Origin of the sequence: Mesorhizobium sp. LNHC229A00, from assembly GCF_000502415.1 — a bacterium.
Taxonomy (GTDB): domain Bacteria; phylum Pseudomonadota; class Alphaproteobacteria; order Rhizobiales; family Rhizobiaceae; genus Mesorhizobium.
The window spans coordinates 214959-228546 of sequence record NZ_AYWQ01000012.1; the positions used below are offsets into that span (position 1 = coordinate 214959).

Genomic DNA, 13588 nt, shown 5'->3' on the forward strand with positions numbered 1-13588 from the left:
CGTCACTCATATCCCCGTGCATGGTAAACGGCGTCTCAATATCCGCCATGCTCAGGCCAAATTCCTTCATGATTTCAGCATCCAAAGAGATCGTTCCAGAACACGAACCCCATGAAGCACAGCACCAGAAGCAGACCGGCCCGATAGGCCATTTCTATCATCCGTTCCGACACCGGCCGGCGGATGACGGCCTCCACCCCGTAGAACAACAGATGGCCGCCGTCGAGAGGGGGAATCGGCAAAAGGTTTAGAATGCCTATCCCCACGGACAGCAGCGCGACGAGCTGCACCAGCCATTCGAAACCGAGTTTGGCCGCCTTGCCGGCCATGTCGGCGATCTTGACCGGGCCACCCAACTGGCACTTGTCCTCGCGCCCGACGGCGAAGCGCTGCAGGAACTGTCCGGTGCGCTCGATGACGTGGCCCGTTTCCTCAACGGCCGCAGCGACGGCTCCGACCGGGGTGTAGGTTATGAGGCGGGGCTGGCCGAGTTCCTTGTTGTTAACGACGCCGATCACGGCGACCTTGACCTTGTTGCCGAGCGCGTCCTCCTGCTCCATCAGCCGCGGCGACGCGGTCACCGTGACCTCCTTGCCGCCGCGCAGCATGACGAAGGTGATGGTGTCGCCGGCGCGGCCCGAGACCAGCCGCTGCACGTCGCCGAAGGTTTCAACCTTGCTGCCGTCAACGCTGACGAATCGATCGCCAGGCAAGATGCCGGCCTTGGCCGCGGGACTGTCTGTTGTAACCTCCGCGACCATGGGCTCCGCGACGTAACGCCCATAGGCGGCAAACAGCACGGAAAAGACGACGATCGTCAGTAGGAAGTTGAACAGCGGCCCGGCCACCACCGTTGCCGCGCGCTTCCAGATCGCCTGGGTGTGGAAGGCAACCTTGCGTTCCTCGTCGGTCAGCGTTTCGAGTTCTTCCGATGTCGGCTGGCTGGAGGTGGCGTTCATGTCGCCGACAAACTTCACATAGCCGCCGAGCGGTATGGCGCAAAGCTTCCAGCGCGTACCATGCCTGTCGTTGAAGCCGATGAGCTCCGGACCGAAGCCGATGGAGAAGGCCCTGACCCCGATGCCGCACCAGCGGCCGACAAGATAGTGGCCCATCTCGTGAACAAACACCACGACGGTCAGAACGAAGAGAAACGGCACGAGCGTGCCGAGAAAGAGGCCTTCCGTGCTGAAAATCGCGTGAAGAATCTCGTTCAATTCAAGCCCTCAAGTTCTTCCGCGTCGCTGGGTGACTGTGACATCAATACAGGCGAATCCAAGGCGCCCGCGCCAGATCGTGGAATGACACCGTTCAAATGGGAAACAGCCCCTGTGCCGGATGCTCGGCGCCCGCCGCGATCCAGCCGATGACGTATAGGGCAAGAGCGGCCGCGACAAGCCCGTCGACACGGTCCATGATGCCGCCATGGCCAGGGATGAGCACGCCAGAATCCTTGCGGCCGTGTCGCCGCTTGACCCAGGATTCGAAGAGGTCGCCGGCTTGGGCGACAATCGACAGCACCAGCGCCACAACACCCAGCAACGCCAGGTTGCCGGCGCCGGCGAAGGCGGCAAGCAGAAGCCCCGCGACGACACCACCGACCGCCCCGCCGAGGGCGCCGCTGCGGGTCTTGCCGGGCGAGATCGAAGGCGCCAGTTTAGGCCCGCCGACGGCGCGCCCGACGAAATAGGCAAAAATGTCGGTTGCCCAGACGACCGCGAACAGGAACAGGATGGCGACGAGGCCCGAATGGTCGCCGTCCCGCAGCAGGGCAAGCGACAGACCGGACATGCAGGCATAGGCAAGGCCGCCGGCGTCCCACTGGCCGATTTTGCGAACTCCAGCGGTGATCGCGGCTGTCACAACCAGAATCACGACGAGCGGCAGCAGCCACCGTGCGGGCAGGCCGGCAATCAAGGCGCCGACGAAGATGACCATCAGCGCTTCCGGCAGAAAACCAAGCCCGTCGGCCTCGGCGGGCCGCGACATACGTGTCCACTCGTAAAAGATCATTGCCGCCATGACGGCGCACAGCAGCCGGAACGGCAGGCCGCCGAGCCAGGTCAGGCCGAGGGCGACAATGGCCAGCACGACGGCCGAAATGACGCGCAGCTGAAGGTTGCTCATCCCGCCGCCGGTCGCGAAGCGACGTCCTGCGGGCCCAGTCCGCCGAAGCGGCGCTCGCGGCGGGCATATTCGCGCAATGCCTCGGCGAGATGCTCGCGATTGAAATCCGGCCAGTAGCACGGCAGGAAGACGAGCTCGCTGTAGGCGGCCTGCCACAACAGGAAGTTGGACAGGCGCAGTTCGCCGCTGGTGCGGATGACCAGCTCCGGATCGGGAATGCCTTGCGTGTCGAGAGAGCCGGCAAAGCTTTCAGCCGATATCGCCTCGCTGTCCATTTCGCCGCGCGCCACGGCCGCGGCAAGCTTGCGCGCCGTGCGGACGATCTCGTCGCGCCCGCCGTAATTGAAGGCGATCACCAGCGTCAGCGAGGTGTTGTGGATCGTCAGCGATTCGGCCTCGTCGAGCAGCCCCCTGATGTCCGCCTGCAGCCCTGTGCGGTCGCCGATGATCCTGATTCGTACGCCGCTCTGGTGCAGCTCGGCAAGATCGCGACGGATGAACAGCTTCAACAGACCCATAAGGTCGCTGACCTCGGACTTCGGCCGCGACCAGTTCTCCGATGAGAAAGCGTAGACGGTCAGGAACGATATACCGAGACCCGGGGCGGCGCGCACCGCCTTGCGCAGGGCCTCGACGCCGGCGCGATGACCGGCGAGCCTCGGCATACCGCGCGCCTTGGCCCAGCGTCCATTTCCATCCATGATGATCGCGACATGCGCGGGCGTTGTCATGATCTCGCTTTCGGGTCAGCCAAGGGCCAACCCTAAACCTGCATGATTTCAGCTTCCTTGTCGGAAAGCAGATGATCAATGGTGCTGATGGTTTCGTCGGTAAGTTTCTGGACCTGGTCGGAACGCTTGCGCTGATCGTCCTCGCTGATGTCGCCGTCCTTCTCCGCCTTTTTCAGGAAATCCATGCCGTCACGGCGCACATGGCGCGCGGCGACACGGGCGTTCTCTGCGTAGCCATGCGAGATCTTGACCAGTTCCTTGCGGCGCTGTTCGTTGAGCTCCGGCAGCGGAATCCTCAGATTGGTGCCATCGACGATCGGGTTGAAGCCCAGATTGGATTCCCGGATCGCGCGGTCGACCGCGCCGACCATCGATTTGTCCCAGACCGAGACCGAGATCATACGCGGCTCCGGCACCGAAACATTGGCCACCTGGTTGATCGGCATGGTGGTGCCATAGGCCTGCACCTGGATCGCATCGAGCAGATTGCTGGAGGCGCGACCGGTCCGCAGCGAAGCCAGGTCATGCTTGAACGCGGCGATGGCCCCGTCCATGCGCCGCTTCAGATCGTCGTACTCACCACTCATCTTAGTCTCCTCGACCCGTCTGCCGCGGGTTCACTGCTTCGGGGCAAGGCCCCGTGTTCGAGCCTGATTTTCGAAAGCCGGTTTCCCCTTCCAGGGATCGGCCCCGATCATTCGTCCGCGACGACCGTGCAGCGGCCGCCGCCCCTCAGAATATCGCCGAAACCACCCTTTTCGTGGATCGAATAGACGATTATCGGAATGTTGTTTTCGCGCGCAAGTGCAATCGCAGCGATATCCATGATGGAAAGGCCGCGATTTATGACTTCGGCGTGGCTGATGCGCTCGAAACGCGCCGCATTCGGGTCCTTTTTCGGGTCGGCCGAATAGACGCCGTCGACCTGGGTACCCTTGAACAGCGCATCGGCGCCGATTTCGGCCGCGCGAAGTGCCGCCGCCGAATCAGTGGTGAAGAACGGATTGCCAGTGCCGCCGGCGAAGATCACCACCTTGCCCTGGTTCATGTAGGCGGTTGCCTGGCGCTGCGAAAAACTCTCGCAAAGCTCGGGCATGGCAATTGCGGACAGCACGACGGCATCGACACCGATCTTGTTCAGCGACGTGCGCAACGCCAGCGAATTGATGACCGTGGCAAGCATGCCCATGTGATCGCCGGTAACGCGGTCGCCTCCCTTGGAGGCGACGGCCACGCCGCGAAAGATATTGCCGCCGCCGATAACGACACCCACCTCGATGCCCAGCGCACGGGCTTCGGCAATGTCGCCGGCGATGCGGTCGACGACCGAGACGTCGATGCCGAAATGCTGTTCGCCCATCAACGCTTCGCCCGAAGCTTTCAGCAGAACACGTCGGTAGCGGGGCTTGACCGTCATCTGGTTCCTCGAAATTCCGGCGTGGCAAGCTCTGAAGGCGAAAACGCCCCCTGCTTCGCCCGGCGGTGCTGTCATGACGGGTTGACCGGATACACGAAGGGCGCGGCGATGTCACGCCGCGCCCTTGTGCAAAATTCCAGGCTTTCTGGATCAGTTGCTGCTGATGGCAACCGCCTCGCCTTCGACCACGACCTGCAATGCGTAGCCTGACGGCTTGTCGCCGGTCACGACACCGCCCGCGACACGGACCTGGATCTCGGGACCGAAATAAGAATGCGGGAACGGCGCCGGCGTGCCGCTCACCTTGTCCAGGCGCTGGCGAAGCGCGGGCGGTATGGAGAAATCGAGCGCCGCAAGATTATCCTGCAACTGCGAAAGCCGCGTTGCTCCGAGAATGACGGTGGCTACTCCTGGCTGAGTCGCCACCCAGTTCAGCGCGACCTGAGCCATGCCGCGGCCAAGTTCGGCGGCGACTTTTTCCAGCTCCGCCACGACAGCCCAGTTGTGCTCGCTGAATTTCTGGAAACCTGGATGGGTGGTGTTGCGGAAGCCGTCGAGCCGGCCGGCATTGCCTGCCTGCACCGGGCGGTATTTGCCACTTAGCAGTCCGCTTGCCAGCGGGCTCCAGACCATGATGCCGGCGCCATGGCGTGTCCCGAACGGCACGAATTCATGCTCGATGGCACGCTCCGCCAGGGAGTATTCAAGCTGCAACGCCGAGATCGGCTCATAGCCGCGCAGTTCCGCGATCGCCTGCGCCCGCCCGGCATACCAGGCCGGCACATCGGACAGGCCGATGTGACGTATCTTGCCTACCCGAACCAGATCGTCGAGCGTACGCAGCACTTCTTCGGCCGGCGTCAGCCGGTCCCAGATATGCATGAGATAGAGATCGATATAGTCGGTGCCCAGCCGCTTCAGCGATGCGTCGATGGCACGCATGATGTTCTTGCGGCCATTGCCGCCGGCGTTCGGATTGCCGGCGTTCGAGTTCATGGTAAATTTGGTGGCGATCACCGCCTTGTCGCGCAAGCCCCGCTCGGCCACGAATTCACCGAGCCAAGTCTCGGCCGTGCCGCCGGTGTAAAGGTCGGCGGTGTCGAAGAAATTGCCCCCGGCCTCGACATAGGCGTCGAACATCGCGCGCGCCGTATCCCGGTCCGCGCCCCAGCCCCATTCCGTCCCGAAAGTCATCGTGCCCAGTGCCAGCCGGCTGACGCGCAGGCCGCTGTTGCCGAGTGTGTAGTAGCTCATCGTCATTGTCTTTTCCGATCTTGGTCCGGTTGATGCGGGCCTCATTGGCCAGGCGTCGCCTTGACCCAGGGATTGCCGCGCTCATGCGTCATGCGGAAGGTGAAGCCATCGACCTTCCAGCCAGCCGCGGAGCGCGTGAGGTGATGCTCATACGTGCCCCAGACCTCCCAGAGCGGATCGCCATTGCCCTCCATCCGGTTCCAGGCATAGCCGTTCGACACAACGGTCGCCGTGTCCGCTTCAAGGACGACCAGGTGATTGGTGCGCAGATGCAGGCTGGTCTTGCTCCCTTTGAGATTGCCGGCCCAGGCGCCGATCAGATCGTCGGAGGCGATGTTGGCCGCGGGCTGCCCGGACAGGCTGCTGAAGTCAGCGGTTACCCGTTCCGCGAAATAGCTGCGCGCACGTTTCCAGTCCTGCGCGTCGACGGCGCGGTCGATGGCATCGACGATGCGGATGACGGCGTGGTCATCGGCAAGCGCCTGCCAGCCCACCGGTTCGGCCCCGCCAGCGTCGAGCGGCGCCAAGGCAAGGCCAGCGGCGAAGGTAACGTGTTTCAAGGCATTCATGTCTCTTCTCCTCGATGCCATCAGCCAATCGCCGATGTGTTGGAGACAATGTGGACCTCTGCCTGGGCGTCGATAAGATTGCATTGTCCGCAAAGACCATGCGATATGGTTCATGAATGGATCGGGATCTGCTCAGCCATCTGCCCGTCATCATCGCGGTCGCCCGGCGCGGCGGTTTTGCCCTTGCCGCGGCCGAACTGGGCATGAGCCCTTCGGCGGTCAGCCATGCAGTGCGCCTCGTCGAGGAGCGGATCGGCCAGCCGCTGTTTGCGCGCACGACGCGCAGCGTTTCGCTTACCGAGGCCGGCAAGGCGCTGGTGGAAACGGCGGCCCCTGCCCTCCAGGATATCGCCGAGCGGATGGATCGTATCCGCAGCGTCAAGGGAAAGCCGTCCGGGCTGCTCAGGATCAACGCCTCCAACATCGCAATCCCGTTGGCGGTGACGCCGGTCGTGGCGGCAATGGCCGAGCGCTATCCCGACATCACGGTCGAGATTTTTGCCGATCAAGGTTTGGTCGACATCGTCGGCGAAGGTTTCGACGCGGGCATCCGGCTCGGCGAGATGATCGCTCAGGACATGGTGGCCATCCGACTGACGCAGCCCTTCAAAGCCGTTATCGTCGCCTCGCCCGCCTATATCGGGCGACATGGCCGTCCGCGCAGCGTGGCCGATCTCGCGAACCACAATTGTATCGGATACCGTCTCGTTCGCTCCGGTGCCCTTTACCGCTGGGATTTGACCTGGGATGGCAAGGACGTGGTCATGGAAACCAGCGGTACGGCCGTCGTGACGGACTCGCTTGCGGCAATCGATCTGGCTCTCGCCGGAGTGGGCCTTGCCTATATGTTCGAGCCGCTGGCGCGCGCGGATCTCGCTGCCGGCCGCCTGGTGCAGGTTCTGCCGCAATCGGCGATCGAGGAACCCGGCCTTTTCCTCTACTTTCCGCGTCGCGCGGCGATGGCGCCCAAACTCAGGGCCTTTATCGACACCGCGAACGAAATCGGCCGGGCATCCTCGCGGATGTCCGGCCGAAAAAACACAGGGGAAATGGGTCGGTAAGAAGTTACTTCTTGACCGCAGCGGCGACTTCCGCGGCGAAATTCGTCTCTTCCTTCTCGATGCCCTCGCCAAGGGCGAAGCGCAGATAGGCTGTGATCTTGGCCGGCGCGCCGATTTCCTTCTCGGCATCCTTAAGCGCCTGCTCGACGGTGATGTCGGGATTGAGCACGAAGGCCTGCTTCAGGAGTACGACTTCCTCGTAGAACTTGCGCAGGCGACCTTCGACCATCTTTTCGATGATGGCTTCCGGCTTGCCGGACTGGCGCGCCTGGTCGGAGAAGATAGCCTTCTCGCGCTCGACCGCGGCCGGATCGATCTGCTCGGCGGTCAGCGCCATCGGGTTGGTGGCGGCGACATGCATGGCGACTTGGCGGCCAAAGGCATTGGCGGCATGCTCGTTGCCCGTGGTCTCGATCGCGACCAGCACACCGAGCTTGCCGAGCCCATCGGCAACAGCGTTGTGCACATAGGTCGCAACCGCGCCATGCGGAACGGTGAGCTTGGCCGAGCGGCGGAAGCCCATGTTCTCGCCGATGGTGCCGACCGCGTCCTTGATGGTGTCGGTAACCGACTTGTCGGAGCCCGGATATTTGGCGGCGGCGACCGTTTCGGTCGTGCCATAGGCAAGCGCCACCTTGGCGACGTTGGCGACGATTTCCTGGAAGGCGGCATTGCGGGCGACGAAGTCGGTCTCGGAATTCACCTCGACGACGGCAGCTTCACGCACACCGTTGTCGACGCCGATCAGACCTTCGGCAGCAGTGCGGCCGGCCTTCTTGTCGGCCTTGGAGATACCCTTCTTGCGCAGCCAGTCGACGGCCTCTTCCAAGTTGCCGTTCGTTTCGTTCAACGCCGCCTTGCAGTCCATCATGCCCGCGCCGGTCAAGTCGCGGAGTTCTTTGACCTGTGCAGCCGAAATGCTCATTGTCGCCTCTTTGTTTAAATGCACCGACGCACCATCGGTATTCGATGGTGCGTCTGTTTAGCGTGCCAAAATATGAGAAAGATGAAGGCCGCAACCGGCCCTCGATTATCAAGCCTCGGGGGCTTCCGACGCCGGAGCCGGATCGAGCGCCGGTTCGACCGGAGCTTCGACCGAAGCGCCGATATCCATGCCGAGCGCGCCCTGCTGACGGGCGATGCCGTCGATGGCGGCCTTGGCGATCAGATCGCAATAAAGCTGGATGGCGCGGGCCGCGTCGTCATTGCCGGGGATCGGGAAATCGATCTTGTCCGGATCGCAGTTCGAATCGATAATGGCGACGACCGGGATGCCCAGGCGCTTGGCCTCAAGGATGGCAATCGCCTCCTTGTTGGTGTCGATCACGAACATCAGGTCGGGTGTCGAGCCCATGTCCTTGATACCGCCGAGCGCCTTGTCGAGCTTCTCGCGCTCGCGATCGAGGTTCAGGCGTTCCTTCTTGGTCAACCCTTGCGCTTCGCCGGCCAGCATCTCGTCGAGCTTGCGCAGGCGCTGGATCGAGTTCGAGATCGTCTTCCAGTTGGTCAGCATGCCGCCGAGCCAACGCGAGTTGACGTAATATTGGGCCGAACGCTGTGCCGCATCGGCAACGATGTCCGACGCCTGGCGCTTGGTGCCGACGAACAGCACGCGGCCGCCCTTGGCAACGGTGTCGGAAACCTGCTTCAGCGCCTGGTGCAGCAAAGGCACCGTCTGCGAGAGGTCGATGATGTGGATGTTGTTGCGGGCGCCGTAGATGTAGGACGCCATCTTCGGGTTCCAGCGGTGAGTCTGGTGGCCGAAGTGAATGCCAGCTTCCAAAAGCTGGCGCATGCTGAAATCAGGCAGTGCCATTCTAAGTTCCTTTCCGGTTAGCCTCCACGGACACAGGCATTTTTGGACCGAGGTCCTCGAACGCCACCGGAGGTCTCAGCCGGATTTCTCCCGGGCAGACACCAAAGTCCGTGTGTGGAATGAGCGCGCATATAGAGGGGAAGTCCGACAAACGCAAGCGGGGCGGCGCTTTAACGCCTAGCGTGCGGCAATCAGCGCTCCGGTGCCGATCATGGTGCTGCCGGCGAACCTGTTCATCAGCCGCATGCGCCTGGGTGTCCTGAACCAGCCCGAAGCCCGGCCCGCGAGCGCGGCATAGACCCCCATTGTCACGATATTGACGCTGATGACGGTCGCCACAACCAGCAGGCCATCGAAAAAGGTCATCGTGTCGAGGTCGAGAATCAGCGGCATGATCGAGGCATGGAACAGGATCGCCTTCGGGTTTCCGAGCGCTATGGACGCGCCGAGCAGGAAGGATCGTGACAATTTCGCCTGCCCCGTCCGCGGCTCATTCGATTGCGCGGCCGAGGCCCGCCACATCCTGACGCCGAGAAAGATCAGATAGGCGGCGCCGGCATATTTAAACAGGAGGAAGATCCATTCGAAGGTCTGAGCCAGGGCCACTAGCCCCAGCAGCGCCAGAGTGACGAGCACGGCATCGCCGGCGGCGACCCCAAGGCCGGCCATGAAGGCCCTCGGGAACCCACGCGACACGCCGTTGGTGATGACCGCGAACATTGCCGGCCCTGGCGTGGCGGCGGCGAGCGTCACGGCGGCGCAATATGCCAGGAATGCCGTCAGTGTCATCGCTTCGCCTTTCCGTTGGGCACCCGCACGCGCCGGAAGATGGCGACGATCTGCTCGCGGCTGCACTCGATGGCGCCGAGCCGCACCGCACGGTCGCGCTCGAAGCCGGTTATGTCATAGTGCGGAGCGGATGTCTTGGGCGGGCCCTGGTAGGACGAGCGCTTGATGCCGAGTTCGGCCGCAAAGCGATGCAACTCGTCGGTGTCGTCGGCCAGGAGATGGCACCAGAGATGGCCGGCCCATTTCCAGATCGCCGCATCGACATAGACCGCCATCAAGTGATTGCCATCAGGCCTGCCACGGCTAGCTCAATTGCCCGCCTCTGCTATTTCGATACTGGGCAAGGCTTTGTCTGGTCGAACAGCGACAGGTTGACCAGCTTGCCGGTCATCGAGAAGTCGCCATAATCCATGACGAGATCACGGGTGATGCCGTTCTCGTGCAGCTTGAAGCTGATCCGGTATTCCGGCACTTCCTCGCCGTTCTGGGCGCTGTCGTCGAAATAGGCGATGTCGACCGGCCAATATTTGTCGGTGGCAAGCTTCGCCAATGCCGGCGCTTCCGGATCCGCCTTGTCGGCCTCGCTCTTCTTACCGACGACAACCGTGGTCGTCATCACCTTGTTGGCGTCCTCGGACCCGTCGAACAGGTTCGTCTGATAGAAGTTTTCGCCTTTTTCGGCCTTTCCGATCAGTTCGACCAGGTGCTGGGTCGGAAACTGGGTGGAAGCGAGTTCGAGGCTGTTCTTCTCCGGCTTATCGATGTCGACTTTGAGGCCCTTCGCGTCTTTCGTGGCCATACCCTTGACTTCCTTGTCGAGGTTCTGGTCGACAAAGGATTTGGTCACGAACGAAAAGGTCTTGCCTTCGGCATCCTCGAAAGTCGTCGTCTGCTGGTCGGTCAGCTTCGTGTTGTCATTGGTGGCGATTTGGGTGACGAAACGGAATTTCACCGTATAGCCTTCGCAGGCCGAGCCGTTGAACTCATAGACCATGCGGCCGGTGATGCCGGTGATGCCGGACCGATCATCCGCCTTCTTGAGCGTGAGATCATAGACGGCGCGATGCGCCTGCAGCGCCGGTGCGGCGACAGCGGAGAATGTTGGCAAAAGCGCCGACAACAGAACGGCGTGGAATGCAAGGCGCGTCGCGCGCATGAGGTACTCCGATCGTCGCGGCTGATGGCAGGCCGCAGGGAAGGATGGTCCAGCTTAAAAAAAGTCGTGGCGGAAGCGAGGCAAAAATAGCAATTTCGGCCCGGCCAGCGCGGCGCCTTCCAGCAATAGGGAAAAGCAATGAGTGAAACAATCGAAAAGCGGCTAAGTGATCTCGGCGTGACGCTTCCTGTTGCCGCCGCGCCCGCCGCCAACTACGTGCCCTATTGCAGGACCGGCAACCTGCTGTTCACTGCTGGTCAGTTGCCGCTCGAGGACGGCAAGCTGCAGGCAAGCGGCCTGCTCGGCCGCGACGTCGACACGGCAAGCGGCAAGGACGCGGCGAAATACTGCGCCATCAACATCCTGGCGCAAGCCAAGGCAGCACTGGGCGACCTCGAGAAGATCCGTCGTCTGGTGAAGATCACCGTCTTCGTGGCCTCTGCCCCCGACTTCGTCGAGCAGCATCTGGTCGCCAACGGCGCCTCCGATTTCCTGGTTGCCGCGCTCGGCGAAAGCGGCAAGCACGCGCGCTCCGCCGTGGGCACCGCCTCCCTGCCGCTTAATGCCGCAGTGGAAATCGAAGCGATCTTCGAAGTCGAATGAGTGTAGGTGCTGACATGACCGACCTCTCCTGGCTGACGGCCCGGCCGGTTGCCCATCGCGGCTTTCACGACATGAACAAGACGCGCTGGGAAAACACGCTTTCCGCCTTCGCCGCCGCGGCCGAACGCGGCTACGCGATCGAATGCGACGTGCATCTGTCGTCGGATGGCGTTCCCATCGTCATCCATGATGACGATTTGCAACGGCTGACCGGGCAGGACGGTTTCGTCTGGCAACGCAGCGCGGCCGAACTTGCCGCGCTCAAGGTTGGCGGCACGGCGGACCACGTGCCGACGTTGCAGGAAGCGCTCGACCTCGTCGATGGTCGCGTGCCCATGGTCGTCGAACTGAAAGGAACTCCCGGTCGCGACGAAGGCCTGGTGGCGCGCGTCGGCAAGATGCTCAAGCACTACAAGGGCAAGGCGGCGATCATGTCGTTCGATCACTGGCTGATCCGCGATTTCCCCAAACACGCGCCCGGCATTCCGGCTGGGTTGACCGCCTATGGCAAGGACGCCAAGCTGATCGAAGCACATTTCTCCATGCTGGCGCACGAACTCGCCTTTACCTCCTATGCCGCCGGCGATCTGCCGAACCCGTTTGTCAGCTTCGTGCGCGAAAGGCTGAAAATGCCTGTCATCACCTGGACGGTGCATGATCAGCCCGCGATCGACCTGACCTTTAGATATGCCGACCAGATGACATTCGAAGGGTTCGAACCCGACCTGGTCGAAGTCGCCTGAGCAGGGTGCCCGAAACGTGACTTGTAGCGGCCCGAATGGAGCTTAAATAAGCCTCATGGATCAGGGTGACGACGGCGACGGACAAATGGCGAATGCGGACTATTCGATCCGCATCGCCGCCGGCATCGGAGCCTTTACCTGCGACGAATGGAACGGCTTTGCCGGAACCACGCGTGCCGATACAGGGGCGGAGTACAACCCGCTCGTTTCATACGCTTTTTTGAGCGCTCTGGAGGATTCCGGCTGTGCCGTGCGTCGCACCGGCTGGCAAGGTCATCACTTGCGGCTGGAGACCGCGCAAGGCAGGCTCCTCGGCGCCGTTCCCTGTTATCTCAAGTCGCACAGTCAGGGCGAATACGTGTTCGATCACGGCTGGTCGGATGCCTTCGAGCGCGCCGGCGGCCGTTACTATCCAAAACTGCAAAGTGCCGTGCCGTTCACGCCCGTCACCGGCCCTCGCCTGCTGGTCGGCAAAGGCGAGGATCAGGACGCGGTGAAGGCTGGGCTTGCCGCCGGTCTCAAGATGGTGACCGACAAGCTCGGCGTGTCCTCTGCGCATGTCACCTTCGCGCAGGAGAGCGACGTCGCGACGTTGGAAGCCGCGGGCTTCCTGCATCGCACCGACCAGCAATTCCATTTTTTCAACGAAGGCTTTTCGACCTACGACGACTTCCTCGCCACGCTTGCCTCACGCAAACGCAAGGCGATGAAGAAGGAACGACGCGAGGCGCTGGCCGATGGCATCTCGATCGACTGGCTGACCGGAAAGGACCTGACCGAAAAGGCCTGGGACGACTTCTTCGCTTTCTATATGGACACCGGCAACCGCAAATGGGGCCGCCCCTACCTGAACCGCCAGTTTTTCTCGCTGATCGGCGAACGCATGGCGGACGACATCCTGCTGGTGATGGCCAGGCGCAACGGGCGCTACATTGCCGGCGCCATCAACTTCATCGGCTCCGACGCGCTCTACGGCCGCAACTGGGGCTGCATCGAGGATCACCCTTACCTGCATTTCGAGGTTTGCTATCATCAGGCCATCGACTTCGCCATCGAACGCAAGCTGAAGGTGGTCGAGGCAGGCGCGCAGGGCGAGCACAAGCTGGCGCGCGGCTACCGGCCGGTGACGATGCATTCCGCCCACTATATTTCCCATCCTGGCCTGCGCAACGCGGTCGCCGACTATCTCAGGCGCGAGCGGCGCGAAGTGGAGCGGATGGGCGAATATCTGGAAGAACATACCCCGTTCCGCAAGGATATTGGCGACCTCGGTTGATCGCGGCGCAGCTTCGCCTTGCTGCTCGCAGGCGGCTTCGCTACAC

The 13588-nt window shown here is 62.4% G+C and carries 16 protein-coding genes; 4 read left to right on the forward strand and 12 right to left on the reverse strand.

The genetic code is table 11. The features are described 5' to 3' along the window. Positions 1 to 74: 74 nt before the first annotated feature. From rseP to X742_RS147665, 7 genes are all read right to left on the reverse strand, one after another. On the reverse strand, positions 75 to 1217 hold the full coding sequence (gene rseP, locus X742_RS147695; protein ID WP_023773813.1) for an RIP metalloprotease RseP: 1143 nt from the start codon (positions 1215 to 1217) through the stop codon (positions 75 to 77). Between the two features lie 94 nt (positions 1218 to 1311). Next, positions 1312 to 2127, reverse strand: a complete 816-nt coding sequence (locus X742_RS147690; protein ID WP_023773814.1) for a phosphatidate cytidylyltransferase — start codon at positions 2125 to 2127, stop codon at positions 1312 to 1314. Next, positions 2124 to 2858 carry an isoprenyl transferase gene (locus X742_RS147685; RefSeq protein WP_023773815.1) on the reverse strand — a complete coding sequence of 245 codons (735 nt, stop codon included), beginning with the start codon at positions 2856 to 2858 and terminating at the stop codon, positions 2124 to 2126. The genes X742_RS147690 and X742_RS147685 overlap by 4 nt, the downstream gene beginning before the upstream one ends. Before the next feature lie 32 nt (positions 2859 to 2890). Continuing rightward, on the reverse strand, positions 2891 to 3445 hold the full coding sequence (gene frr / locus X742_RS147680; RefSeq protein WP_015317784.1) for a ribosome recycling factor: 555 nt from the start codon (positions 3443 to 3445) through the stop codon (positions 2891 to 2893). A gap of 107 nt (positions 3446 to 3552) precedes the next feature. Continuing rightward, positions 3553 to 4275: a UMP kinase gene (gene pyrH / locus X742_RS147675; protein ID WP_023773816.1), complete on the reverse strand. Its 723-nt coding sequence runs from the start codon at positions 4273 to 4275 to the stop codon at positions 3553 to 3555. Between the two features lie 150 nt (positions 4276 to 4425). Next, positions 4426 to 5535, reverse strand: coding sequence for an aldo/keto reductase (locus X742_RS147670; protein ID WP_023773817.1), 1110 nt, complete (start codon positions 5533 to 5535; stop codon positions 4426 to 4428). A gap of 35 nt (positions 5536 to 5570) precedes the next feature. Continuing rightward, positions 5571 to 6098, reverse strand: coding sequence for a nuclear transport factor 2 family protein (locus X742_RS147665; protein WP_023773818.1), 528 nt, complete (start codon positions 6096 to 6098; stop codon positions 5571 to 5573). A gap of 116 nt (positions 6099 to 6214) precedes the next feature. Between X742_RS147665 and X742_RS147660 the strand changes: the two genes are divergently transcribed. Next, on the forward strand, positions 6215 to 7159 hold the full coding sequence (locus X742_RS147660) for a LysR family transcriptional regulator (RefSeq protein ID WP_023773819.1): 945 nt from the start codon (positions 6215 to 6217) through the stop codon (positions 7157 to 7159). Positions 7160 to 7163: 4 nt separating this feature from the next. Here X742_RS147660 and tsf read toward each other — a convergent pair whose 3' ends face one another. The 5 genes from tsf to X742_RS147635 all read right to left on the reverse strand — a co-directional run bounded on the left by tsf (position 7164) and on the right by X742_RS147635 (position 10920). Beyond that, on the reverse strand, positions 7164 to 8084 hold the full coding sequence (gene tsf / locus X742_RS147655) for a translation elongation factor Ts (protein ID WP_023773820.1): 921 nt from the start codon (positions 8082 to 8084) through the stop codon (positions 7164 to 7166). Between the two features lie 108 nt (positions 8085 to 8192). Next, positions 8193 to 8975 (reverse strand): 30S ribosomal protein S2, encoded by a 783-nt coding sequence (gene rpsB, locus X742_RS147650; RefSeq protein WP_015317778.1) that lies wholly within the window; start codon positions 8973 to 8975, stop codon positions 8193 to 8195. Positions 8976 to 9152: 177 nt separating this feature from the next. Then, entirely contained in the window at positions 9153 to 9764 is a 612-nt protein-coding gene (locus tag X742_RS147645; RefSeq protein ID WP_023773821.1) for a LysE family translocator, read from the reverse strand. After that, positions 9761 to 10039, reverse strand: coding sequence for a DUF4031 domain-containing protein (locus X742_RS147640; RefSeq protein ID WP_023773822.1), 279 nt, complete (start codon positions 10037 to 10039; stop codon positions 9761 to 9763). Before X742_RS147640 ends, X742_RS147645 begins: the two co-directional genes overlap by 4 nt. A gap of 50 nt (positions 10040 to 10089) precedes the next feature. Beyond that, on the reverse strand, positions 10090 to 10920 hold the full coding sequence (locus X742_RS147635; RefSeq protein ID WP_023773823.1) for a cell envelope integrity EipB family protein: 831 nt from the start codon (positions 10918 to 10920) through the stop codon (positions 10090 to 10092). 138 nt (positions 10921 to 11058) lie between these two features. On the opposite strand from X742_RS147635, the gene X742_RS147630 reads away from it, so the two are divergent. The 3 genes from X742_RS147630 to X742_RS147620 are packed head-to-tail and all read left to right on the forward strand — an operon-like array spanning position 11059 to position 13542. Then, positions 11059 to 11523 (forward strand): RidA family protein, encoded by a 465-nt coding sequence (locus X742_RS147630; RefSeq protein WP_023773824.1) that lies wholly within the window; start codon positions 11059 to 11061, stop codon positions 11521 to 11523. Positions 11524 to 11537: 14 nt separating this feature from the next. Beyond that, positions 11538 to 12266 (forward strand): glycerophosphodiester phosphodiesterase, encoded by a 729-nt coding sequence (locus X742_RS147625; RefSeq protein ID WP_023773825.1) that lies wholly within the window; start codon positions 11538 to 11540, stop codon positions 12264 to 12266. A 55-nt stretch (positions 12267 to 12321) separates the two neighbouring features. Beyond that, the gene (locus X742_RS147620) at positions 12322 to 13542 is read left to right on the forward strand and encodes a GNAT family N-acetyltransferase (protein WP_023773826.1); all 1221 of its coding nucleotides are present in this window, start codon (positions 12322 to 12324) and stop codon (positions 13540 to 13542) included. Positions 13543 to 13588 lie beyond the last annotated feature (46 nt).

Excerpts from the sequence above, each read along its gene's own strand:
- rpsB (WP_015317778.1), bottom strand. The coding sequence starts at position 8,975 with ATGGCACTGCCTGATTTCAGCATGCGCCAGCTTTTGGAAGCTGGCATT.
- X742_RS147670 (WP_023773817.1), bottom strand. The coding sequence starts at position 5,535 with ATGACGATGAGCTACTACACACTCGGCAACAGCGGCCTGCGCGTCAGC.
- X742_RS147640 (WP_023773822.1), bottom strand. The coding sequence starts at position 10,039 with ATGGCGGTCTATGTCGATGCGGCGATCTGGAAATGGGCCGGCCATCTC.
- X742_RS147665 (WP_023773818.1), bottom strand. The coding sequence starts at position 6,098 with ATGAATGCCTTGAAACACGTTACCTTCGCCGCTGGCCTTGCCTTGGCG.
- pyrH (WP_023773816.1), bottom strand. The coding sequence starts at position 4,275 with ATGACGGTCAAGCCCCGCTACCGACGTGTTCTGCTGAAAGCTTCGGGC.
- X742_RS147660 (WP_023773819.1), top strand. The coding sequence starts at position 6,215 with ATGGATCGGGATCTGCTCAGCCATCTGCCCGTCATCATCGCGGTCGCC.
- frr (WP_015317784.1), bottom strand. The coding sequence starts at position 3,445 with ATGAGTGGTGAGTACGACGATCTGAAGCGGCGCATGGACGGGGCCATC.
- X742_RS147690 (WP_023773814.1), bottom strand. The coding sequence starts at position 2,127 with ATGAGCAACCTTCAGCTGCGCGTCATTTCGGCCGTCGTGCTGGCCATT.
- X742_RS147630 (WP_023773824.1), top strand. The coding sequence starts at position 11,059 with ATGAGTGAAACAATCGAAAAGCGGCTAAGTGATCTCGGCGTGACGCTT.
- X742_RS147635 (WP_023773823.1), bottom strand. The coding sequence starts at position 10,920 with ATGCGCGCGACGCGCCTTGCATTCCACGCCGTTCTGTTGTCGGCGCTT.
- X742_RS147625 (WP_023773825.1), top strand. The coding sequence starts at position 11,538 with ATGACCGACCTCTCCTGGCTGACGGCCCGGCCGGTTGCCCATCGCGGC.
- X742_RS147645 (WP_023773821.1), bottom strand. The coding sequence starts at position 9,764 with ATGACACTGACGGCATTCCTGGCATATTGCGCCGCCGTGACGCTCGCC.
- X742_RS147685 (WP_023773815.1), bottom strand. The coding sequence starts at position 2,858 with ATGACAACGCCCGCGCATGTCGCGATCATCATGGATGGAAATGGACGC.
- tsf (WP_023773820.1), bottom strand. The coding sequence starts at position 8,084 with ATGAGCATTTCGGCTGCACAGGTCAAAGAACTCCGCGACTTGACCGGC.
- X742_RS147620 (WP_023773826.1), top strand. The coding sequence starts at position 12,322 with ATGGATCAGGGTGACGACGGCGACGGACAAATGGCGAATGCGGACTAT.